This window comes from Nocardioides imazamoxiresistens (genome assembly GCF_032378595.1).
Lineage (GTDB): Bacteria > Actinomycetota > Actinomycetes > Propionibacteriales > Nocardioidaceae > Nocardioides > Nocardioides imazamoxiresistens.
The window spans coordinates 783,825-806,848 of record NZ_JAVYII010000001.1 but is presented as its reverse complement, the minus strand read 5'-3'; the positions used below and the strand labels follow the sequence as shown (position 1 = coordinate 806,848).

Sequence of the window (23,024 nt, the reverse complement as noted above, 5' to 3'; positions counted from 1 at the left end):
GGGGCCACGACTCGTGGTGGACCGATCAGGCGCCGTCGATGACCTGGCGCGCGACCTGCTCGACGTGGTCGTCGGCCGCACCGAGGACGGCGGCGTCCGAGACCGCGCGCTTCAGGTAGAGGTGGGCCGGGTACTCCCACGTGAACCCGAGGCCACCGTGGAGCTGGATCGCGGTGGCGGCGACACGGAAGTAGGTCTCCGACGCGACGGCCCGCGCCAGGCTCGCGGCCAGTCGGGGGTCGTCGGTGCCGTCCTGGAGGGCCCAGGCGCCGTGGTACGCCGCGGAGCGGGCCTGCTCGACGGCCATGAACATGTCGGCGCACTTGTGCTTGACGGCCTGGAACGCACCGATGGCCTGACCGAACTGGAGTCGGGTCGACGCGTGCTCGACCGTGCGGTCGAGCATTCGCTGGGCGCCGCCGACCTGCTCGGCGGCCAGCAGGACGGCGCCGACGCGGGCGGCCTGCTCGCAGGCGCCGGCCGCAGCGTCCACGTCGGCGACGAGGCGCGCCGGCACGTCGACCAGGTCGAGCCGGGCCTGCCGGCGGGTGAGGTCCATCGTGCTGTGGGCCGTGCGGGAGAGCCCGGGCGCGTCGCCGTCGACGGCGAGGAGCACCGCCCCGTCGGCCGTGCGGGCGGCGACGAGGAGCACGTCGGCCGCCGCGCCGTCCGGCACGTGGTCGACGACGCCGTGCACGGTCCAGGCCTCCCCGTCCCGCGTCGTGGAGGCCCCGAGGGCGTCGCTCTCGAACGTGCCGGAGCCGAGGGGCGCGGCGAGGGCGAGCACCGTCGTGCCGGTGAGCGCCGAGCCCAGCAGTTCGGCGGCGAGGGCACTGTGCGGCAGGACCGAGAGCGCCGGTACGGCGAGGGCGAGCGTCCCCACGACCGGGCCGGGCACGAGGGCGGCGCCCATCTCCTCCAGCACCACCGCCTGCGCGACGAGGCCGATGCCGTCGCCGCCGAGCTCCTCGGGCACGGCGAGACCGAGTACGCCGAGCTCGGAGCCGAGGCGCCGCCAGAGGGCGGGGTCGTGGCCGAGGTCGGACTCCATCGCCGCGCGCACCACCTCTTCGGGCACGACCTCGGCGCAGAACTCGCGCACCATCTGTCGGAGCTCGACGAGGTCGTCGGAGAAGGCGAACTCGGTGGCCTCGGTGGCCTCGGTGGTCGGGCTCTGCGTCATCGGGGGACGTCCTTCCAGGGCTTGCCCTTGTCGTTGCGGACCTCCTGCGGGAGCTTGAGGACCCGCTCGCCGATCACGTTGCGCATGATCTCGGAGGTGCCGCCCTCCAGCGTCGTTGCCCGCGAGCGCAGGAACTTGCGCTGCAGCGCGGTGGGACCGCTGACGTCGTCTGGGGCGTCGGGGGAGTAGGTGTCGACGAGCGCACCCTCGGCCCCGAGCAGGTCGATGCAGAACTCGTAGACCGCCTGGTTGAGCTCGGAGCCGACGAGCTTCGTGATCGCGCTCTCGGGTCCGGGGGTGCCTCGGGCCGCCGAGACCCGCGCACGGTCGGCGGTCAGCCGGTGGGCCTCGGCCCGGATCCACAGGCGCGTCAGGCGCTCCCGGCGCACCGGCGTGTGTCGGTCGGGACGGGCACGCCACAGGTCGATCGCGTCGGCGATGGTGCCGCTGCCGCGGGCCGGGACCCGGTCGCCGAGCGAGGTCCGCTCGTCGCCCAGGGTGCTGTTGGCGACGAACCAGCCGGCGCCGACGTCGCCGAGCCGCTGGGAGTCGGGGATGCGCACGTCGTCGAGGAACACCTCGTTGAAGGACGCGCGGCCGGTGATCTGCCGCAGCGGACGCACCTCGATGCCCGGGCTGTCCATCCGCACGACGAAGTAGGTGAGGCCCTTGTGCTTGGGCACGTCGGGGTCGGTGCGGGCGAGCAGCACGCCCCAGGCCGACTTGTGGGCGAGGCTGGTCCACACCTTCTGGCCGTTGACGACCCACTCGTCGCCGTCGCGCACCGCGCGGGTCGCGAGGCCGGCCAGGTCGGAGCCGGCGCCCGGCTCGCTGAAGAGCTGGCACCACAGCTCCTCGCCGGTGGCCAGCGGGCGCAGCAGGCGCGCGGCCGTCTCCGGCGGGGTGAAGCGGCAGATGGTGCCGGCGACGATGCCGTAGCCGATCGTGTTGACGGTGCGCGGCTCCGGGCCACCGGCCTCGCGCAGCACGCGGTTGGCCCGCGGCTGGGCGGAGCGCTCCGCGCCGAGACCGCCGAGGCCCGGGGGGAAGTGGACCCAGGCGAGGCCCGCGTCGTACCAGGCCCCCATCAGGTCCGTCAGCGGCGTGGTCGCGGGCGGGTGGGCGGCGACGACCTCGCGCGCCAGCGCCTCGACCGCGCCGGCGTCGGGCGGTGTCTCGGCCGTCGTCATCGCGTCTCCTCTACTGTCGTACCGGGCTCTGGCGCGACAGTAACAGAACTAGAACATAATTAGACCTGGGTGCCGCCCGGCTCCCGTCCCCGCACCAGGAGGTAGTCCCGTGACCGCACCCGAGGACCTGGCGCCCCGCCGGGACTGGACCACCGACGAGGTCCACGCGCTCGCGCTCGAGCTGCGCACCTGGGGCGACTGGGGCCCGGACGACGAGATCGGCGCCGCCCACTGGACGACGCCGGAGACGGTGCGGCACGCGGCCACGCTCGTGCGGCGCGGGGTCGCCTTCCCGCTCGCGCTGCCGCTGGACCGGACGGGGCCCCAGACGGGCCGTACGGCGCGGGTCAACCCCCAGCACGTGATGCTGCGGCACGGGGGCGACCTGCTCGCCGACGGCGAGGCCGGGCTGCGCGGGATGCGCTCGACCGACGACGCGGTCTACCTGCCGCTGCAGGCGGGCACGCAGTGGGACGCGTTCTGCCACATCTTCTACGACGGGCAGACCTACAACGGCCGGGGCCCGGAGACCGTGACGAGCGCCGGGGCGTCGGTCAACAGCATCACGCGGATGGCCGACCGCTCTGCGGGGCGGGGGGTGCTCGTCGACCTGCCGCGGCTGGTCGGACGGGAGCACCTCGAGCCCGGCGAGGCGGTGCAGGACAGCGACCTGGAGCGCTGGTCGGCCCAGCACGGCGTCGAGATCGGCGCGGGCGACACCGTGCTCCTGCGCACGGGGCACCTCGCGCGCAGGCGGGCCGAGGGGTGGGGCGACTACGTCGCGGGACCGGCCCCGGGGCTGGGCCTCAGCGGCGCGGCGTGGCTCGCGCGGCGCCGGGTCTCCGCGGTGGCGGCCGACACCTGGGGCATGGAGGTGCTGCCCTCGGAGTGCCCCGATATCTCGCACCCGGTGCACGTCGTACTCATGGTCAACGCGGGCGTGCGGATCGGCGAGATCTGGGACCTCGACGACCTCGCCGCGGACTGCGCGGAGGACGGCGTGCCCGAGTTCCTGCTGGTCGCGCCCCCGCTGCCCATCACCGGGGCGGTGGGGTCACCGTTGAACCCGCTCGCGATCAAGTGATGCTATAAACGTCTCCAAGTAATGATCGAGAGAGGGTTGCGCATGACGGAGTACCGGTTCATCACCTATGAGCTGCTCGACGAGGGCACCATCGCCCGCATCACGCTCGACCGGGCCGGCTACCGCAACGCGCAGAACCGCACGCTGCTCGTCGAGCTCGACCACGCCTTCCTCGCCGCCGAGGCGGACGACACGGTGCGCGTCGTCATCCTGGCCGGCGCCGGTGAGGTGTTCTCGGCCGGTCACGACATGGGCACGCCGGAGCGGGCCTCGGAGCGGGACCCCGACTCGGAGCACTTCCACCCGACGTTCACGACCCACGGCGCGACGAAGCGCAGCGCGGAGAAGAAGACCGTCGAGGAGTGGCACTTCTTCTACCAGAACGCCTGGCGCTGGCGGAACCTCCGCAAGATCACCATCGCCCAGGTCCAGGGCGCCGTGCTCGCGGCCGGGCTGACCCTCGCGTGGTCGTGCGACCTCATCGTGGGCGCCGAGGGCACGAAGTTCGCCGACCCGGTCGCCGTCCGCCTCGGCATGTGCGGCGTGGAGTACTTCGCCCACCCGTGGGAGTTCGGCCCCCGCAAGGCGAAGGAGCTGCTGCTGCTCGGCGACACGATCGACGTCGAGGAGGCGCACCGCCTCGGGATGGTCAGCCGGGTCTTCCCGGCCGACGAGCTCGAAGAGAAGACGCTCGAGATGGCCCGTCGCATCGCCGAGCGCCCCAGCTTCACCAGCCTGATGATCAAGGAGTCGGTGAACCAGACGCTCGAGAACCAGGGCTTCTACAACGCGCTCCAGTCCGCGTTCAACCTCCACCAGCTCAACCACGCGCACTGGGCGGAGATCCACGGCGAGGGCGGGGACCGGGCGACGGCCGAGGACGGCGCGCGTCCGTGGAAGCTGACGAGGGACTGAGCGCGATGACGGTGGAGCGCGACACGAGCGAGGTCCCCGACTACGCCGCGATGCTGCGGCTCGACGGCACGGTGCAGGTGGTGCTGGGCGCGGGCTTCGGCATCGGCCGCCAGGCGGCGCACGCCCTCGCGGCCGCCGGCGCCACGGTCGTGTGCGTCGATCTCGACCCCGAGCGCGCGGCGGACGTCGCCGCCGAGGTGGGCGGTGCCCCCTGGTCGGGCGACCTGACGCAGCGCGACGACGTCGCCGCCCTCTTCGACCGGGTGATCGCGGACCACGGCCGCCTCGACGGGGTGGTCGACATCGTCGGCGCCGCGCGCTACAAGGCGCTCACCGACCTCACGGACGACGACTGGGCGTTCCACCTCGACCTCGTGCTCCGCCACGCGTGGCTCGCGATCGAGCACGCCACCCGCTTGTGGCGCACCCACGGCGGCGGCGGCACCATCACGTTCGTCGCGTCGGTGGCCGGGTTGACGAGCGCGCCGATGACCGCGGCGTACGGCGCGCTCAAGGCCGCGCTGATGTCGCTGGTGCGCACGTCCGCGGTGGAGCTCGGGCCGGAGGGGATCCGCGTCAACGCGGTCGCGCCGGGAGTGGTCCGCACGCCGCGCCAGGTGGCGAACCCGCGGTGGACCCAGGACCTGCTCGACTCCAACATCGCCAAGACGCCGCTGCGGCGGCTCGCCACCCCCGCGGACGTCGCCTCGGCGCTGCTGTTCCTCAGCACGCCGCTCTCGGCGTACGTCACCGGGCAGACCCTGGTGGTCGACGGCGGCGCCACGATCGTCTACTCGGTCGACACTCCCGGCTGAGGCGCGGCGACCGCCCGCCTCAGCGCAGGAGCTTCTCCACCTCGCGCTCGGCGAGCTCCTCGGCCTCGGTCCGCGTCAGTCCGCGGCCGCCCGGCTTGACGATCCGGGCGAGCCCGCGGCGGAGGTCGTCCTGGTAGCGCGCCTCGACCACGTCGAACTCGAGGTTCTTCACGTAGATCCGCAGCCGGTCGCGCAGCGAGCCGTCGGCGTCGGCGGCCTCCACGACGTCGGGCAGCATGCTCGTCTGCACGAGCAGCGCGTGCGCGACGCGGCGGGCCCGCTCGTCACGCAGACCGATCACGATCTCGCGCTCCGAGGACCGGATGATGTGGTCCTTCCACCAGTCGAAGTCGTCCTGCGCCTGCACCGCGACGAGCTCGATCTCCGGCTGCGCCAGCGTCCGCGCGAGGTTGCCGGTGGCGGCGCGGAGGTAGACCGACCGCTCGGCCGCGGAGAGCGCCCGGAAGGTGCTGCGCAGCTCGTCGCGGGCGTCGGCGGCGGAGTAGCAGTAGCGGCGCACGCCGTGGATCGAGGAGTCGTTCAGCCCGAACTCGTAGTTGAGGATGCGGAACGGGTTCACCGCGCTGCCCAGCTCGGCCGGGCGGCCGACGGCGGCCGCGGCCCCCGGGGTGAACCCCCACACGGGCGTGCCGACGCGGTCGCCGGAGAGCACGTCGTGGTGGATCGCCGCGCCGAAGAAGCGCTGCGGCAGCAGCGGGCCCGGCCCGCGCGAGTACGAGATCGTGACGCCGCTCGACTGCGCCTGGCGCAGGAAGCGGTTCATGTCGAGGTAGGTCAGCGACGCCGTGTAGCGGGTCAGCGGGGAGGGCCGCAGCACGCTGAGGTGGAAGGCGGCGTCGAAGAGGCGCTGGGGCCACTCCTCGCCCCAGCAGTCCAGGGCGGCCGCGGCGATCGCCCGACCGACGTCGGCGTCCTCCCCGGCGTACTGCGCCCCGACGCTCGCGCAGCCGAGCAGGCCGAGCACCGCGGTGACGGGCGAGTCGAAGCCGACGACGTCGTCGGAGGACGTGACGAGCAGCCCCAGGGACCCGCAGAGGCGCCCGAGCGGCGTCGCGCGGTCCACGACGAGCTGGGGCTTGAGGTCCGCGAGGAGCCGCAGCCCGCCGGCGGTGAACTCGCGCTGCCGCTCGCCCGTGTCCATCGCGGCGACGACGAACTCGCGCAGCACGCGGGACTCGTCGGCGTACCGCTCCTCCGGCCGGCCCTCCTCGAGGGACTCCACGACGTACGCCGCGAGCGCCGCCGTCGCGGGATCGGCCGCGAGCGCGTCGAGGAACTGGACCAGCTCGCGTCGCCGGGTGGGGGAGAACGGGGCGGGCGCGCTCCGGTTCGCGGCGATCGCCACCTCCGAGAGGGACACCTGCGGGGCGGGCCGGGAGCCGTCGGGGGAGGCGTAGGTGCGCAGCGTGCCCTTCCGCACCCACTGGTTGACCGCCTGCCTGCTCACGCCCACCACGCGCGAGGCCTCCGCCTGCGTGACGAGGTCCAGCGGGGCCTCCCGCGGGGCGCCGCGCGTGCGCAGCCGCTCGGCGGCCCGTTCGAGCGAGCGGACCAGCTCGCCGACGGGGACGGCGCCGGACTCGCCGAGGGTGAGGGCCAGTCGCTCAAGGGCGTCGGTGATCGAGTTGGGCTTGTCGCTCATGGTGCGAGGAGCGTACCCGCAAACGGTGTCAATGGCGTCGCTTGACGCCGGTCGGCGAGCGATCTAGTGTGCGTGTGACCCGCACGACAGTGGGTCTCGTGAAGGAGGACGCATGGGGCACCCCGAGCAGCGCTGGGCGGACCTGGGCGACGCCGCGGCGGCACTGCTGCCCGAGGCGCCGGCCGAGGACGACGTCGTCGGCTACCTGGCGTGGCGCGAGCTCGTGTGGGGCACCGCCGAGCGGCTCGCCCGCCGTGCCGACGCGGACCTCGACGCCCCGACGCTCGCCGCGCCCGCGCTCGAAGGCCCCGCCCTGGACGGCCCCGCGCGGGCCGTGACGGGTGCGGCGCTCCTGCACCTCGCGCGCGAGATCGCCGCCGCCGACCGGGTCGCGCGACGAGGGTCGTTCCAGCACCACCGCTGACCTCGGCCCCGAGCGGCCCGCAATGCTTACCTAACACAATTCGATCACGGGAGGTGTCCGACGGTGTCGGGCCTGTTCGCAGGCCACGAGGCCGGGCGGAGGGGTCGCCTACTATTCTTGACAACGCTCGAACCATGGTGCTCCAATGATCCTGGTTCGAGTCCTTGTCGTGCTATCAAGCACCACTCGAACCGGCTCCGTCGGCGAGAGAAGGTGGCCATGGTGGCTCGGGACCGCACCGCGCGAGCACGCATCCGTCAGTTCCTGGCGACGTCGGGACCTCTCGACGACAGCTCGGGGCACGCCACGAGTGCGCTCAAGGAAGCGATCGACTACCAGGGATCATCGGTCGCCTTCATCCAGCTGATAGCGGCAATGGACCGGGACGGCGAGATCGAACGGGAGATCCGTGGCAAGCGGACCTACCGCATCACCGGGGTCGGATCCCCACTGACGCACGCAGCCGCTCCCGCGCCTTCAGGCATAGTCACGGTGGCGGGGGCAACGCCTGCCACGCTCACGATCGATTACGACCTGCTGGCCCGTGCCCTCGTCCGTGAACTGCTCGCACAGGTCGCCGCACCTGCGGCGCCGGTCGAGACGGACGCACAGACCGCCGCGGAGCGCGCGGAGTACATGCGCCGCCTTGCGGATGCCCGCGAGAAGATCGACGCCCTCCTGTCCGGGGAGATCGACGGCGAGGTCGCTGCGCCCGAGGGCACCATCGTCAGCTCCCGCTGACAGCGACCCGAGCCAGAGAACTCGAACGTTGCAGGGCCCCGTCCGGTGGACGGGGCCCTGCCACGTTGTGGGAGAGGTGTGTCACCGGGTGAGCACGAACCCGGACCAGCCGGCGTCGCGGGAGTCGTGCAGCTTCTGCACGAAGTCGGGCAGCGAGCCCGAGTACGCCAGGTAGGCGCGCGGCCGCCCCGGGATGTTGTCGCCGTACACGTACGTGTTGGCCGTGGCCATCAGCGAGTGCGAGGCGATCTCGTAGACCCACTCGCTCCACTCCTTCTCGGCGCGCGGGTCGGCCTCGACGCGCCGCACGTCGTGCTCGACCAGCCAGGCCGCGAAGTCCGCCATCCACTCGACGACCTTCTCGCTGCAGCGGGGCGAGTTGCCGTGGCCGCCCTTGCCGTGCGGACCGCCCATGATGAAGAAGTTCGGGAAGTCGGCGACCTGCACGCCCATGTAGGTGAGCGGGCCGTACTCCCACTTCTCGCGCAGCAACAGACCGTCCACGCCGCGGATCTCGATCCGGTTGAGCGCGCCGGTGAACGCCTCGAACCCGGTCGCGATGATGATCACGTCGGCCTCGATCTCGCCGTCCGGGGTCCGTACGCCGCGCGGCGTGTACTCCAGGATCGGCGACGTCTTCAGCGACACCAACTCGACGTTCGGCCGGTTGTAGGTCTCGAAGTAGTTCGTCTCGCACGGCACCCGCTTGGTCCCGAACAGGTGGTCCGTCGGGATCAGCTGCGCGGCGACCTCGGGGTCGTCGACGCGGTCGCGGATCTTGCCGGCCAGGAACTCGCCGTACTCCCGGTTGGCCGTCTCGTCGGTGGCGACGTCGTGGTAGACGCCCTGCCACTTCGCGAAGCCGGGCCGCTGGTAGAGGTCCTCGTAGTGGGCCAGCCGCTCCTCGCGCGGGACGCTCGTCGACGTGGTCGGGTCGGCCTCGTGCATGAATCCGCTGAAGGTGCGCTGCAGGCGGGGGAACAGCGCGGGGTAGTCCGCCCGGATCTCCGCCATCTCCTGCGCCGACAGCGGCCGGTTGCGCAGCGGGATCGCCCAGTTCGGCGTGCGCTGGAAGACGGTGAGGTGCTCGGCGACCTTGCCGACCTCCGAGATCACCTGGATCCCGGTGGCGCCGGTGCCGATCACGACGACCTTCTTGCCCTCCAGCGCGACCTCCTCGTGGGGCCAGGCGCCGGTGTGGTGCCACTCGCCCTCGAAGGTCTCCAGCCCCGGGATGTCCGGGAAGTTTAGGGCGGAGAGCACGCCGGTGGCCGCGATGACGTACGTCGCGTGCAGGATCTCCCCGCCGCGCTCGTGGACCTCCCAGAGGTTCCGCTCCTCGTCGAAGACCAGGCGCTGCACCGTGAAGCCGAACTGGATGTCACGGCGCAGGTCGTGCTTGTCCGCGACGCGGTTGAAGTAGCGCAGCAGCTCGGGCTGGCCCGCGAACATCTCGGCCCAGTCCCACTCGGCGAGGAGCTCCTCGTCGAAGGCGTACTGGTAGGTGAAGCTCTCCGAGTCGAGCCGGGCGCCGGGGTAGCGGTTCCAGTACCAGGTGCCGCCGACGTCGCCGCCGCCCTCGACGACGCGCACGCGCAGGCCGCGGCGGCGCAGCAGGAGCAGCTGGTACATGCCGGTGACGCCGGCGCCGACGATCACGACGTCGTACGGCGCCGTCGCCGAACCGGTGGCGTCGGTGGTGGCGGGCTGCTCGCCCGCGGGGGGCGTGTCGATGGTCTGGCTCATGGGTCCTCTGTCGTCGATCGGAAAGGGTAGGCCGCGGCGGGGGCCGGCGGGCGGCCGGCTACGCGAGCCGGGAGACCGGCCGGAGGTCGGCGGTGTCGAGCGCGATCCCCAGCTCGGTCGTGACCCGTGCGGTGTCGACGCCCGGGAGGGGAGCCGCCGCTGCCGGCGGCGGCGCCGAGACGCTGAACTTGAGGGCGGGGCCGGCCACCTGCACGCCGCCGTCCGCGACCGCGTCAGGCAGCGTCATCCGCATGCCCCGGGCCAGCGCCTGCGGGTGGGCGAACGCCTCGGCGATCGTCAGCACTCGGGCGCCGGGGATCCGGAGCTCGACGTACAGCTCCTCCCACTGCGCCGCGGTGCGGTCGAGGAAGCTGGGCTCGACCAGCCGGTAGAGCTCGGCCTCGTTGGCGCGGCGCAGCGGCTCGGTCGCGAACCGCGGGTCGTGCTCCCACTCGGGGTGACCGGCTGCCTCGCAGAAGCGGTGCCAGAACTGCGGGGTGATGCAGATGACGAACCAGCCGTCGTCCGCGGTGCGGAACGCGCCGAACGGCAGCGACCCGCTCCCGCCGCGGCGCGGCTCGGGCAGGAACTTCTTGCCGACCGTCACCGCCTGCGGCACCCGGTAGGACAGCAGCGCGACCTGCGCGTCGAGCAGGGCGAGGTCCACGCGGCCGCCCACCCCTGTGAGGCGACGGCGACGCTCGGTCGCGAGCACGCCGAGCGCCGCGAACAGCGACCCGGTGAGTCCGCCGATCGGGTTTCCCCAACGGACCGGTACGTCGGGCTGCGTGTGGTCGACCGTCACGCTCATCCCGCCGCCCAGCGCCTGGATCGCGGGGTCGAACGCCGGGTGGGCGCTCCAGGGGCCCGAGTGGCCGAAGCCCGTGATGGAGCAGCTCACGAGGTCGGGCCGGACCTCCTGCAGCGACGCTAGGTCCGCGCCGAGGCGCTCGAGGACGCCCGGCCGGTAGTTGTCGAGCACGACGTCGGCGTGCGCGGCGAGCGAGCGGAGGAACGCGCGTCCCTCGTCGGTCTTGAGGTCGGCGGTGACGCTCTCCTTGCCGCGGTTGAGGCCGGCGCGGAAGATCGCCTCGCGGGCGACGTCGGGGTAGGGCTCGAGGTGCTGGCCCACGGGCCGGTCGACCCGCAGCACGCGGGCGCCGAGGTCGGTGAGCAGCTGGGCGGCGAAGCCCTTGCTGGGCTCGTCGCCGTTGAGCTCGAGGACGACCGTGCCGGCGAGCGGCCGGTCGGTGGGCCGGCCCGAGCCGTCCGGCGTGGGCACGAACCGCTCGCGCAGCGCGACGGCCGGCACGCCCTCCTCGCGCGAGAGGTGCAGCGCACCGGCGGCGTCGAGGCGCTCGAGCTCGTCGGCCGGTACGCCGAGGAGCGCGGTCAGCACGTGGGCGGTGTCCGCGCCGACGGGCCGCGGCGCCCACCACGCGGCGGGGTCGCTGAACTTCAGCGGGTCGCCCGCGACGGTGGCGGTGCGCCCGCGGTGGTCGGTGATGTCGACCGACATGCCGCGGGCGAGCACCTGCGGGTGGTCGAAGACCTCGGCGACGCCCTGCACCTTGCAGACGACGACGCCGGAGGCCATGAACTCGGCCTGCCACTCGTCCGCCGTCCGCGCCCGCAGCTCGTCCTGGAGGATCGCGGTGATCTCGTCGCGGTGGGCGTAGCGCTCGGCCTGGGTGGCGAAGCGCGGGTCCGTCGCCAGGTCGGGGCGCCCGAGGATGCGGCACGCGTCGGCCCACATCCGCTGGCTGATGCACAGTGCGACCCAGCCCTCACGGCAGCGGAAGTTGCCGAAGGGGACGGTGCCCTGCCCGCCCTCGAAGGGGGACGGGCAGGGCTCCTGGTCGAACGTCAGGGCCTGCGGCACGCGGTAGGTGTTCAGCGCGAGCATCACGTCGAGCATCGAGACGTCGACGTGCTGGCCGACGCCCGTGCGGTCGCGGTGCACGATCGCGCCCACGACGCCGATCGCGGCCATCACGCCGGCGTACAGGTCACCGATCGGGATGCCCCACCGCACCGGGGGGCTGTCGACGCCGAGGCGCGTGTAGTTCATGGTGCCGCTCAGCGCCTGGACGATGGGGTCGTACGCCGGCATGGTCGCCCAGGGGCCGTCGCCCCCGAACCCGGTCAGCGAGCAACTGACGATCGCGGGGTTGCGCTGCTCCAGCGCGGCCCGGTCGAGCCCGAGGCGGTCCATCACGCCTGGGCGGAAGTTGTCGAGGACGACGTCGGCCTGCTCGACGAGGCGCAGCATCAGGTCGCGGCCCTCGGCGCTCTTCAGGTCGAGGCTCACGGAGTGCTTGTTGCGGGCCAGACCCCAGGAGAAGGCCTCCTCCTCGGTGAGGGGCTGGCTCCCGTCGGGCGCCTCGTCCCCGGTCGGGACGGCCTCGACGCGGATCACCTCGGCCCCGAGGTCCGCGAGCATCAGCGACCCGAACGGACCGGAGACGACGCGGGTGAGGTCGAGGACGCGGACGCCGTCGAGCGGCGGCGCCGAAGAAGACTGAGGCATGCGCCGAGCCTAACTGCCACTCTTGTTAAAACACAACTAGAACACCATTTTCAGTAATGGTGGAGCGGCGGTCCCCCGACCCGCTCAGCCGGCGCTCTCCAGGGCCTCCGCGAGGCCCATCTCGTCGGCGATCCCGAGCTTCAGGATCTTCCCGCTGGCCGTGCGGGGCAGCCCGATCTCGGTGAGCACCACCCGGGCCGGCACCTTGAACGCGGCCAGGCGCGCCGCGACGTGGGCGCGGATCGCGTCGGCGTCGGCGCTCGCGCCCGGACGCAGGCGCACGATGGCCGCCAGCTCCTCGCCCAGCGTCGGGTGCGGGCGGCCGAACGCCGCCGCCTCCACCACGTCGGCGTGCTCCGTCAGGCACGCCTCGACCTCCGCGCAGTGGATGTTCTCCCCACCACGGATCACGACGTCCTTGAGCCGCCCCGAGACGTAGAGGTAACCCTCGTCGTCCAGACGTCCCAGGTCGCCGGTGCGGAACCAGCCGCCGACGAAGCTGTCGGCGGACGCGCCGTGCTGGTAGGCCGTGATCACCTGCGGGCCGCGCAGGGCGATCTCGCCCTCGACGCCGGCCGGCTGCACCCGCGCCTCGCTGTCGAGGATCGCCACCTCGGCGGTCGGCAGCGCCCGCCCGACGCTGTCGGGCCGGGCGATCCAGTCGGGCCCGCCGATGGCAACGACGCCCGACGTGCTCTCCGTCAGGCCGTAGCCGGTCCGCGGCTTGACCCGCCCGCCGAACTGCTCGTGCACGCGGAGGATCACGTGCGGCGGGATCGAGGCGCCGCCCAGCCCGATGCTCGTCAGGGACCCGACGTCACGACCGCCGTCGGCCACCTCGTCCAGGAACGTCTGCACGACGAACGGGGGACCGGACAGCTCCGTCACGCCCTCGGCCTCGACGAGCCGCGCGGCCTCGGCCGCCTCCCACTTGTGCAGGAGCACCATGCGGTGGCCGGGGTAGCTCGACGTGTAGAGGGTGTTCACGCCGGCGATGTGGAAGAACGGGAAGGTGACGAGCTTGACGCCGGGGCGCGGCATCACGACGCGACCGTCCGGCTCGACGCGGACGGCCCGGATCAACTTGTTGAGGAGGGAGGCCGCGTGGTTGAGGTGGGTCCCGACCGCGCCCTTGGGCCGACCGGTCGTGCCGGACGTGAACAGCACCGTGGCCGGGTCGAGCGGGTCGACGCTCACGTCGGGGACGCCCGCGTCGGCCGGTGCAGCGGCGAGCAGGTCGGCGTACGCCAGCGCGCCCTGCGGGAGGTCGTCGGTGCGGACGCCGACGACCGTGCGGACGCCGAGCGCGGCGACGTCGGCCTCGACGGCGGCCGCGACCCGCTCGCGGTCGGCCACCAGCACCGACGGGCGCGCGTCCGCGACGAGCGCGGCCAGCTCGGCCGGCTTCAGCCACGCGTTGAGGGGGACGGTGACGGCCCCGAGCAGTTGGGTCGCCCAGAAGGTGAAGATCCACTCGGGGTAGTTGCGCATCGCGATCGCGACGCGGTCGCCCTGGCGTACGCCGACCTGCTCGCGCAGCGCGTGGGCGAGGCGGAGCACCTCGGTCCACTGCTCGGCGAACGTCCACCGCTCCTCGCCGTAGACCACGGCGTCGCCCGCGTGCGTCGCTGTCGCCAGGAAGGCGTCGCGCAGCGTGCGAGGGTCGCGGTCGAAGACCTCGAGCGCGACGCCGTCCACGACCCGTCGCGTCAGAGGGAAGGGGCCGCCGGGCGCCGTCAGCAGCTCCATGGCGGAGCCGGGCGTGGTGCCGGTGGTCGTGCGGGCTGTGTCGACGTGGGTCACCGACGGTCCTTCCTCGTCGTGGTACATCATTAGAAACACCATAGCAACAGTGGAGGGATCTCGTGGACGTCGATGTCGTCATCGCCCAGGGGCGGGTCACCGGCACGCGTGCGGGCGGAGTGAGCGTCTTCCGGGGCGTGTCGTACGCCGCCGCGCCCCGTGGGCCGCTGCGGTTCGCCGCGCCCGCGCCGCCGCCGCGGGGCGACGTCGACGCGCGCGCCTGGGGAGCGACCGTGGCGACGCCGCCGCAGCGCTCGCCGGAGATCGACGCCCTGCTCCCGGACCCGGTGCGCGCGGGCGACCAGCCCCTCAACGTCAACGTGTGGACCCCGGACCCGGCGGCACGGCTCCCGGTGCTCGTCTGGGTTCACGGGGGCGGCTTCGTGACCGGGGCCGGCTCGATCACGGCGTACGACGGCGCCGCCCTCGCCCGGGGCGGAGTCGTGGTCGTGACGTTCAACTACCGGCTCGCGGTCGAGGGCTTCGTGGCGCTCGGGGGCGCGCCCGCGAACCGTGGCCTGCGCGACCAGCTCGCCGCGCTCGCGTGGGTGCAGGACAACATCGGTGCGTTCGGCGGCGACCCCGACCGGGTGACCCTGGCCGGGGAGTCGGCCGGGGCGATGGCGGTCGTGACGCTGCTGTCCGCGCCCGGTGCCGCCGGGCTGTTCCACCGGGCGGTCGCGCAGAGCGGGGCCGGCCACCACGTCCACACCCCCGACGAGGCGGCGGTGGTCGCGGAACTGCTCGGGCGTGAGCTCGGGGTGCCGCCGACGGCGGAGGCCGTCGGCGCCGTGGCCGAGGCCGACGTGCACGGCGCGCTCAACCGCGTGCTCGGGACCGTCGCCGCTGGCCGGGAGCCCGGGACTGCGCCGCTGCGCAGGCTCGGGGTCCAGCCCGTCGTCGACGGCGAGGTGCTCCCGGCCCGCCCGGTGGACGCGCTGCGGGCCGGGGCGGGGGCCGACGTCGACCTGCTGATCGGCACGAACGCGGACGAGTACGGGCTGTTCGTCACGGCGACCGGTCTCGACGCGCGGCTGGACGAGGCCGCGCTGACGGGGCTCGTACGACGGCTGGGGCCCGACGTCGCGGGGCTGCTGCCGGCGTACCGGGAGCGCCACCCGGGCGCTACGCCCGCCGACCTGTACCGGCGGCTGCAGGCGGACTGGTTCTTCCGCGTGCCGCAGCTGCGGGCCCTCGCAGCGCGGCACGACACCGCCGGCGCGGGGCGGACCTACGCCTACGAGTTCGCCTGGTCGCCGGCCACCTTCGACGGTCGCCTCGGGGCGTGCCACACGCTCGAGGTCCCGCTCGTGTTCGACAGCGTGGACGACCCGTGGGGACGGGCGCTGCGCGGCGAGGTCCCCCGCCCCGTCGTCGAGGTGGTGCACGGGGCCTGGCGCCGCTTCGTCGTCGACGGTGACCCCGGGTGGCCGGAGCACGGCCCGGAGCAGCGGGTGGGCGTCCTGACCGACCGGGTCGACGTGGTCGACGACCCGTACCGCTGGACCGCGGACCTGTGGGCGGGGCTCGCGCTGTCATGACCGGCGTACGACTGCGGACCCTCTAATTATGTTATAGTCGTGTTCGTCTTCGGTCGCCCCCTGCGTGCGGCCCGGGTGAAGCGAGCGAACGGGAGAGAGCTGAGCATGAAGCCGCTGAAGGTCGCCGTCGTCGGCGCCGGGATGTCCGGCCTGTTCATCGGCTACCACCTGAAGCGGGCCGGCCACGACCTGACGATCTACGAGAAGCGGTCGGCGGTCGGCGGCACCTGGGACGCCAACACCTACCCGGGCCTCCACGTGGACGTGCTCACGCGCAACTACGAGTTCCCCTTCGCTCGCAGCCACCACTGGTCGAAGCGGTACGCCCCGGGCTCCGAGGTCCGTACCTACCTCCACGACTTCGCGCGGGACCAGGGCCTGCTGCCACACGTCCGCTTCGGCGTCGAGGTCACCTCCGCGACGTGGCAGGACGGCGCCTGGGCGATCACCACCTCTGACGGCCGCTCCGACGTGGTCGACGTCGTCGTCGCCGCGACGGGCTTCCTGCGCGTGCCGCGGCGCCCGGCCGTGCCGGGCGCGGAGTCGTTCGCCGGCCGCTCCTTCCACTCCTCAGAGTGGGACCACTCGCTCGACCTCGACGACCGCAGTGTGCGGTACGCCGTGGTCGGCACCGGCTCCAGCGGGGTGCAGATCACCACCGCCCTCGGCGAGCGCGGCCTCGACGTCACCCAGTTCGTCCGCAGCCCGCAGTGGATGCAGGTGAAGCCCAACCCGCGCTACACCGTGTGGGAGAAGCTCGTGATGCGGATCCCGCCCCTGGCGCGGCGCTACGACCGGAAGATGGCCGAGCTGCGCGTGCGCACCGACGGCAACGAGACGTGGCGCCTGGTGCCCGGACCGGACCGCGAGGAGATGAACCGGCGCTTCCGCGACATGCTGCGCACCGAGATCCCGGACCCCGAGCTGCGTGCGCGGTTCACGCCCGAGGAGACCCTCGGCGTGAAGCGGATCGCGAAGACCCCGAACTACTACCGGGTCGTGCAGCAGCCCAACGTCACCCCGGTCTTCTCGGGGATCACGCAGATCGAGCCGACCGGGCTCGTCGACGACGACGGCGTGCTGCATGAGGTCGACGTGATCGTCTGGGCGACCGGCTTCGACGCGCACGCCTACATGCGCCCCATGAACGTCATCGGTCCCGGCGGCACGACCATCGACGAGGCCTGGTCCGCGGGGGTCAGCGCCTACAAGGGGGTCGCCGTCACGGGCTTTCCCAACCTGTTTCTGCTCTGCGGCCCGTTCGCGCCGGTGAACTCGATCTCGATCCCGACGACCCTCGCGCACGAGGTCGGCTACCTGATGCAGCTGCTCGAGAAGATCGAGAGCACGGGCGCCGGCTACGCGCCGACGGCCGAGGCCACCGAGGAGTTCCTCGCCGAGGTGCGCGCGGCGCTGCCCGGCACGACGTACTCCGAGGGCGACAACTGGTACAGCCAGACCGTCGGCACCCCGATCATCTGGCCCTTCACGCGGCAGAAGCACATCGACCAGTACGCCGAGCTCCGCATGGATGACTTCGAGGTGTTCGACGCGTCGCACGCCGCCCGGTCCTCATGAGCCCGCGACCCCTGGTGGTCGACGCCCAGGTGCACGTCTGGAAGGGGTCCACCCCCGACCGGCCGTGGCCCGCGGACGCGATCGAGCCGCAGCGCGTCGTACCGCTCGAGGTGCCCGAGCTGCGCCGGGAGCTCGACGCGGCCGGCGTGCAGGCGGCGCTGCTGCTCGGGCCCACCTGGGAGGGCGGGCGCAACGACTACGTGCTGGAGCACGCCGCGGCGGACCCCGCCCGGTGGGGCGCGCTGTGCCGGTTCCCCACCTCCGACCCCGCCGAGGTCGAGCGGCTCGCTCACTGGCGCGACGTCGTCGGCATGCGCGGCATCCGGCTGTCGCTCAACCGCGGCGACGTGGCGGGCGACCTGGAGCGGGCGACCCGCAGCGGTTTCTTCACCGCGGCGGAGCGGTACGGCGTACCGCTGAGCATCTACGCGCCGGGCCGCTACGACCTCTACGCCGAGCTCGCGCAGCGTCACCCTGCCCTGTCGATCACGGTCGACCACGTCGCCGTTGAGACGGTGGTGCCGTCCCTCGTCGACGCGGTGCGCCCCCTGCGGGCCCTCGCGCGGTTCCCCGGCGTCGCAGTGAAGGCCTCCGCGCTGCCGTGCTTCGTCGCCGAGGAGCACCCGTTCCCGTCGCTCGCGCCGGCCGTCTACGAGCTGGTCGACGCCTTCGGGGCGCAGCGGGTCTTCTTCGGGTCCGACCTGTCCCGGCTTCCCGTGCCCTACGCCCGGCTCGTCGACGCGTTCGTCGAGCACCTGCCGCGTCTCGACGCTCCCGAGCGGGAGCTGGTCCTGGGACGCGCCCTCACCACCTGGCTCGACTGGCCCGAGCCGGTCGCCGCCCGAGAGATGGAGATCCTGCGATGACAGAGCCCACCGGGACCACCGAGCCCACAAGGACCAGCGGCTCGGCCGCGCTCGCCGACGTCCGGGTTGTCGAGATCGGTGACCACCAGGGCGAGTACTGCGGGCTCGTGCTCGCCGGCCTCGGCGCCGACGTCGTCAAGGTCGAGCCCGTCGGCGGCAGCGCGTCGCGACGGTTCGGCCCGTTCGTCGACGACGAGCCGCACCCCGAGCGCTCGCTGCACTTCTGGGCGTACAACCGCGGCAAGCGCTCCGTCGTCCTCGACCTCGCGACCGACGCGGGCCTCGCGGAGTACCGCGCGCTGGTCGCCGGCGCCGACGTGGTCGTCGACTCGACGCCGCTGGGTGAGCTCGACGCGCTCGGGCTCGGCTCGGCGCAGCTGCGTACCGAGCACCCGCACCTCGTCTACGCCCGGCTCACGCCCTTCGGCGAGGACGGGCCGCAAAAGGACTTCCGCGCCTCCGACCTGGTCCACCTCGCCTACGGCGGCGTCGTCATGAACAACGGCTACGACCCCGACCCGCGCTCGCGCTACGAGACCCCGCCGATCGCGCCGCAGCTCAACCACTCCTACGCGATCGCCGGCGAGCAGCTCGCGTTCACCGTCGTCGCGGCGCTGACCACCCGTGGCCGGACGGGCCGGGGCCAACACCTGTCGTGCGCGATCCACGAGGCCGTCGCCAAGAACACCGAGGGCGACCTGATGTCGTGGGTCGCGCTGCGTACCCCCTTCCACCGCCAGACCTGCCGCCACTCGGCGCCGTCGGTCTCGCGGCACCGCTCGATCTTCAGCACGAAGGACGGGCGGTGGTATCTCGCGATGACCCGCAACGCGAAGCTCCTCGGTCCCTTCCTCGACGAGTGGGGGATCGGCGGCAGGATCACCGACGGGAGCGAGGAGAAGGAGCAGGACTCACGCGTGCTCCCCGGCATGGAGGGCGGCTCGGCGAGCAACATGGACGTCGTCGAGCAGACGATGCGCCGCTACATGTACGACACCGTGCCGTGGCGCGAGGCGCAGCAGGCCGGGCTCATGTGGGTGCCGGTGCGCAAGCCGCACGAAAGCGCCGACGACGAGCACTGGAAGCAGCGGGGGACCTACACCGAGGTCGCGCACCCCGAGCTCGGCCGGTCGTTCCCGTATCCGACGAGCAAGTGGGTGACCGACGGGTCCCGATGGATCACCGGTCGGCGCGCACCGCTGCTGGACGAGGACCGCGCCGCCGTCCTCGGCCAGCCGCGACCGCGCCCCGTGGTGACGACGCGGCCCGTGACAGGCCCGGAGCGACTCACCCCCGCGGGCACGCCGTTCCCGCTCCAAGGCGTCCGGGTGCTCGACTTCACGTGGATGCTCGCCTCCGCGGGGGCGACCCGCTTCCTCGCGGCGCTCGGCGCCGACGTGATCAAGGTCGAGTGGCATAAGAACCTCGACCCCCGCCGCGGCGGTGCGCCAGTCGGCGGGCGGGAGGCGCGCGAGGCGGCGACCGGCCCGGTGCCGTCGCGCTGGCCCGCCGACCAGGGCGGCCCCGTCGGGGCGCAGTACAACAACAAGAACCCCGGCAAGCGGGGCCTCTCGCTGAACGTGAAGCACCCCGAGGGCCTCGCGCTGGCCAAGCGGCTGATGGCGGAGTCGGACATCGTCGCCGAGGGCTTCTCGCCGGGCGTGATGGAGAGCTGGGGCCTCACCTACGACGTGATGCGCGAGATCAACCCGCGGATGATCTACGCGAAGCAGTCCGGCATGGGCAGCCAGGGTGTGTACGGCCGTTTCCGCACCGTGGGACCGGTCGCGCAGGCCTTCTCGGGCCTGTCCCACATGAGCGGTCTGCCCGAGCCGTACGCCCCGGCTGGCTGGGGCTACTCCTACCTCGACTGGTACGGCGCGTACAGCTTCGCGCTCGCGATCCTGGCCGCCGTCTACCGCCGGGACCGGACCGGTGAGGGCGAGTGGATCGACGCGTCGCAGAGCGAGGTCGGGCTCTATCTGACCGCGCTGCCGCTGCTCGACCACGCCGTCAACGGCCGTGAGTTCGAGCGGGTCGGCAACCGCTCGCCGTACGGCACCGCGGCGCCCGAGGGCATCTACCGCTGCGCCGGCGACGACCGCTGGATCGCGATCACCTGCGCCACCGACGACGACTTCGCCCGGCTCGCGAAGGAGGCCGGCCACCCCGAGTGGCTCGAGCGTCCCGAGCTGGCGACGCTCGAGGCGCGGCAGGCGCACCGGGCCGAGCTCGACGCGCTCGTCGAGGCGTGGACGTCGGAGTGCGAGGCCTTCGCACTGATGGAGAGGCTCCAGGGCGCCGGGGTCGCGGCCGGCGTGGCGCAGACGGCGGCGGACCGCTACGACCGCGATCCGCAGCTGCGGCACCTGAACTGGCTCACCGAGCTGGAGGCGACGAACTTCGGCCGGTGGCCGGTGGCGGCGCCGTCGGTGCACCTGAGCGAGACGCCGCAGCACATCGGCGGGCCCGTGGGGCGCGCCGCGGCGGCGTACGGTGAGCACAACTACGAGGTCTACTCCGAGCTGCTGGGCCTCTCGACCGACGAGGTCGACGGACTCGCCGCGCGGGGGATCGTCTGATGACGGGCCGCCGCGCCCCTGGGGCGGTGGGCGGCGACGTCGCCGTCGTCGCGGTGGGCAACACGCTCCAGGGCACCCTCCCCGGCATCTCCGCGGACGAGCTGGCCGTCGAGGCGCTGCGGGTCACGCTCGCGGACGCCGGCATCGACAAGTCCCGCGTCGACGGGCTGATCACCTGCAAGTCGTACGGCGGGTACGGGATCGACACCGAGATCGGACGGCTGGCGGGCCTCAACCCGGCCTACAGCGCCACCCTCGACTACGGCACCTGCAACTTCTCGCTGCACCTCGCCGTGGCGGTCGTGCGCGCAGGGCTCGCCCGCTGCGTCGCGATCGTCTACGGCACCAACCAGCGCAGCGCCGGCAACCGCTTCACCCTGCCGCTGGGCCGGCAAGACGACGCGAGCGTCAACGGCTTCCTCAACGTCGCCGGCGTGGCAGGTATGGCGTTCCGGCGCCATCAGGCGCTCTACGGCACCACGGAGGCGGACCTGGCCGAGATCGCAGTCTCCCAGCGCCGGTACGCCGCGGACAACCCCCTCGCCATCTTCCGCGACCCCCTGTCGGTCGAGGACTACCTCGCCTCGGACTACCTCGTCGAGCCGCTGCGCCGCTCCGACCTCTGCATGATCTCCGACGGCGGGGCCTGCCTGATCGTCGCGGACGCGGCGACTGCCGCCGAGCTGACGGACCGCCCGGTGCACGTGCTGGGCATCGCTCAGCAGACCGGGTTGCGGGACCGGCAGAACGCCGACCAGTGGATGCGGCCCTGGATCGGCCAGGTCGCCGACCGGATCTACCCCGCCGCGGGCGTGGAGCGCTCGGACGTCGATGCGCTCTACATCCAAGACCCGACGAGCGTGTGGGTCATGCAGATGCTCGAGTGGTACGGCTTCGTGGAGCCCGGCGGCGTCGGCGAGGCGTTCCGCTCCGGCGCGATCGGGTACGGCGGGCGGTTGCCGCTGAACACCAACGGGGGCCAGCTCTCGGAGGCCTACATGTGGGGGTTCCTGCACCTGTGCGAGATGGTCCGCCAGCTCCGCGGCGAGGCCGGCGCGCGCCAGCTCGAGGGGCTGCGCACGGCCCAGTACTGCTCGACCTTCGGGATGATGAAGGCCGCGAGCACCATCTTCTCGGTGGACCCCGCTCTCGTGGTGGACGCGGCATGAGCGCCGACCTGCCGTACGGCGCGACCGGTGACGACTCCCCGTTCTGGGCGGGCGCCGCCGAGCGCCGCCTCGTGCTGCAGCGCTGCGATGACTGCGCCTACGTTCGGTGGCCGGCCGCCGGGGTGTGTCCGGAGTGCCTGTCGCGGCAGGTCACCTGGGCCGAGGTCGAGGGCCGCGGGACGATCTGGAGCCACGTCGTCTACCACCGGGCGTACGCCGCGTCCCTGCGCGAGCAAGTGCCGTACCGCGTCGCTCTGGTGGAACTCGTCTGCGGCGCGCGGATCCTCGGTCGCGTCCCGGACGTCACCACGCCGCTGGCCGTCGGGGACGAGGTCGTCGTGGACTACGCCGAGGTCGGCGAGCACGGCCTCGTGCCGGTGGTGGTGCCGGTCCCGCGGTCGGCGTGAGCGCGGTCGTCACGCGGGTCGGTCCGGTGCCCGTCGTCGAGCTCGACCGGCCGCACCGGCGCAACGCGATCGACGCGGCGACCACCGCCGCCCTCGACGCCGCGTTCGACCGGCTCGAGGACGACCCCACGCTCCGCGCGGCCGTCCTGGGCGGCCGGGGGCCTGCGTTCTGCGCGGGCAGCGACGTCATCGACGGGCCGGGTACGCCGACGGCGCGCGGCGGCTGGTACGGCGTCGTCCGCCGCGGGCCGCTCAAGCCGGTCGTCGCTGCGGTCGACGGCCCCGCCCTCGGCGGGGGCTTCGAGCTGGTGCTGGCCTGCGACCTCGTCGTCGCCTCCACGGCGGCCTCCTTCGGGCTGCCGGAGGCCACCCGCGCCCGGCTGGCCCTCGCGGGCGGTCTCTTCCGCGCCGCCGACCGCCTCCCGCGCAACGTCGCGACCGAGCTGCTGCTGACCGGCGGTCGTCTCGACGCCGCGCGCGCCCACGCGCTGGGACTCGTCAACCGCCTCGTCGCGCCCGGTGACGCGCTCGCGACGGCCGTCGCGCTCGCAACGGACCTGTGCCGGGACGCGGCGCCGACGTCGGTCGAGGAGACGCTGCGCGTGACGCGGCGCCTCGACGCCGCGGCGGAGGCCGACGCCTGGGCGGCGACGGCCGCCGCCGCCGAGCGGGTCGCCGCGTCGCCGGACCGCGCCGAGGGCACCGCCGCGTTCCGTGAGCGGCGCGCCCCGCGCTGGACCTGAGCACCGCCCCGCTCCTCCCCCGGGGGAGCGGGGCGGTGCCCGGG

The 23,024-nt window shown here is 73.3% G+C and carries 18 protein-coding genes; 12 read left to right on the top strand and 6 right to left on the bottom strand.

The genetic code is table 11. The features are described from left to right. Nucleotides 1–25: 25 nt before the first annotated feature. Entirely contained in the window at nt 26–1,183 is a 1,158-nt protein-coding gene (locus RDV89_RS03785; RefSeq protein WP_315731418.1) for an acyl-CoA dehydrogenase family protein, read from the bottom strand. Then, nucleotides 1,180–2,373 carry an acyl-CoA dehydrogenase family protein gene (locus RDV89_RS03780; protein WP_315731417.1) on the bottom strand — a complete coding sequence of 398 codons (1,194 nt, stop codon included), beginning with the start codon at nt 2,371–2,373 and terminating at the stop codon, nt 1,180–1,182. Before RDV89_RS03780 ends, RDV89_RS03785 begins: the two co-directional genes overlap by 4 nt. Nucleotides 2,374–2,482: 109 nt before the next feature. On the opposite strand from RDV89_RS03780, the gene RDV89_RS03775 reads away from it, so the two are divergent. Genes RDV89_RS03775 through RDV89_RS03765 form a run of 3 tightly spaced genes read left to right on the top strand, consistent with a single transcriptional unit; the run spans nt 2,483 to nt 5,187 of the window. Next, the gene (locus RDV89_RS03775; RefSeq protein ID WP_315731416.1) at nt 2,483–3,457 is read left to right on the top strand and encodes a cyclase family protein; all 975 of its coding nucleotides are present in this window, start codon (nt 2,483–2,485) and stop codon (nt 3,455–3,457) included. Between the two features lie 42 nt (nt 3,458–3,499). Then, a complete protein-coding gene (locus RDV89_RS03770) occupies nt 3,500–4,372 on the top strand; it encodes an enoyl-CoA hydratase (RefSeq protein WP_315731415.1) in 873 nt (290 codons plus the stop codon). Next, entirely contained in the window at nt 4,351–5,187 is an 837-nt protein-coding gene (locus RDV89_RS03765) for an SDR family NAD(P)-dependent oxidoreductase (protein ID WP_315731414.1), read from the top strand. The genes RDV89_RS03770 and RDV89_RS03765 overlap by 22 nt, the downstream gene beginning before the upstream one ends. Before the next feature lie 19 nt (nt 5,188–5,206). Here the strand turns inward: RDV89_RS03765 and RDV89_RS03760 are convergent, their stop codons facing one another. Then, the gene (locus RDV89_RS03760) at nt 5,207–6,850 is read right to left on the bottom strand and encodes a hypothetical protein (RefSeq protein WP_315731412.1); all 1,644 of its coding nucleotides are present in this window, start codon (nt 6,848–6,850) and stop codon (nt 5,207–5,209) included. A 112-nt stretch (nt 6,851–6,962) separates the two neighbouring features. Here RDV89_RS03760 and RDV89_RS03755 point away from each other — a divergent pair, with 112 nt between their 5' ends. Continuing rightward, nucleotides 6,963–7,274, top strand: a complete 312-nt coding sequence (locus RDV89_RS03755; RefSeq protein ID WP_315731410.1) for a hypothetical protein — start codon at nt 6,963–6,965, stop codon at nt 7,272–7,274. A gap of 219 nt (nt 7,275–7,493) precedes the next feature. Continuing rightward, nucleotides 7,494–8,015: a hypothetical protein gene (locus RDV89_RS03750; RefSeq protein WP_315731409.1), complete on the top strand. Its 522-nt coding sequence runs from the start codon at nt 7,494–7,496 to the stop codon at nt 8,013–8,015. A gap of 81 nt (nt 8,016–8,096) precedes the next feature. Here the strand turns inward: RDV89_RS03750 and RDV89_RS03745 are convergent, their stop codons facing one another. From RDV89_RS03745 to RDV89_RS03735, 3 genes are all read right to left on the bottom strand, one after another. After that, nucleotides 8,097–9,761 (bottom strand): flavin-containing monooxygenase, encoded by a 1,665-nt coding sequence (locus RDV89_RS03745; RefSeq protein WP_315731408.1) that lies wholly within the window; start codon nt 9,759–9,761, stop codon nt 8,097–8,099. 58 nt (nt 9,762–9,819) lie between these two features. Next, nucleotides 9,820–12,291, bottom strand: coding sequence for a CaiB/BaiF CoA transferase family protein (locus tag RDV89_RS03740; protein WP_315731407.1), 2,472 nt, complete (start codon nt 12,289–12,291; stop codon nt 9,820–9,822). Between the two features lie 84 nt (nt 12,292–12,375). After that, on the bottom strand, nt 12,376–14,124 hold the full coding sequence (locus RDV89_RS03735; protein ID WP_315731406.1) for a class I adenylate-forming enzyme family protein: 1,749 nt from the start codon (nt 14,122–14,124) through the stop codon (nt 12,376–12,378). Between the two features lie 32 nt (nt 14,125–14,156). Between RDV89_RS03735 and RDV89_RS03730 the strand changes: the two genes are divergently transcribed. From RDV89_RS03730 to RDV89_RS03700, 7 genes are all read left to right on the top strand, one after another. Further along, nucleotides 14,157–15,635 (top strand): carboxylesterase/lipase family protein, encoded by a 1,479-nt coding sequence (locus RDV89_RS03730; protein ID WP_315731405.1) that lies wholly within the window; start codon nt 14,157–14,159, stop codon nt 15,633–15,635. A 105-nt stretch (nt 15,636–15,740) separates the two neighbouring features. Further along, nucleotides 15,741–17,213: a flavin-containing monooxygenase gene (locus tag RDV89_RS03725; protein WP_315731404.1), complete on the top strand. Its 1,473-nt coding sequence runs from the start codon at nt 15,741–15,743 to the stop codon at nt 17,211–17,213. Beyond that, nucleotides 17,210–18,079 (top strand): amidohydrolase family protein, encoded by an 870-nt coding sequence (locus tag RDV89_RS03720; RefSeq protein ID WP_315731403.1) that lies wholly within the window; start codon nt 17,210–17,212, stop codon nt 18,077–18,079. Before RDV89_RS03725 ends, RDV89_RS03720 begins: the two co-directional genes overlap by 4 nt. Beyond that, nucleotides 18,076–20,661: a CaiB/BaiF CoA-transferase family protein gene (locus RDV89_RS03715; protein ID WP_315731402.1), complete on the top strand. Its 2,586-nt coding sequence runs from the start codon at nt 18,076–18,078 to the stop codon at nt 20,659–20,661. The genes RDV89_RS03720 and RDV89_RS03715 overlap by 4 nt, the downstream gene beginning before the upstream one ends. Continuing rightward, on the top strand, nt 20,661–21,830 hold the full coding sequence (locus RDV89_RS03710) for a thiolase family protein (protein ID WP_315731400.1): 1,170 nt from the start codon (nt 20,661–20,663) through the stop codon (nt 21,828–21,830). The genes RDV89_RS03715 and RDV89_RS03710 overlap by 1 nt, the downstream gene beginning before the upstream one ends. Beyond that, nucleotides 21,827–22,237, top strand: a complete 411-nt coding sequence (locus RDV89_RS03705; protein ID WP_315731398.1) for a Zn-ribbon domain-containing OB-fold protein — start codon at nt 21,827–21,829, stop codon at nt 22,235–22,237. The genes RDV89_RS03710 and RDV89_RS03705 overlap by 4 nt, the downstream gene beginning before the upstream one ends. Beyond that, the gene (locus RDV89_RS03700) at nt 22,234–22,980 is read left to right on the top strand and encodes an enoyl-CoA hydratase-related protein (RefSeq protein WP_315731396.1); all 747 of its coding nucleotides are present in this window, start codon (nt 22,234–22,236) and stop codon (nt 22,978–22,980) included. The genes RDV89_RS03705 and RDV89_RS03700 overlap by 4 nt, the downstream gene beginning before the upstream one ends. Nucleotides 22,981–23,024 lie beyond the last annotated feature (44 nt).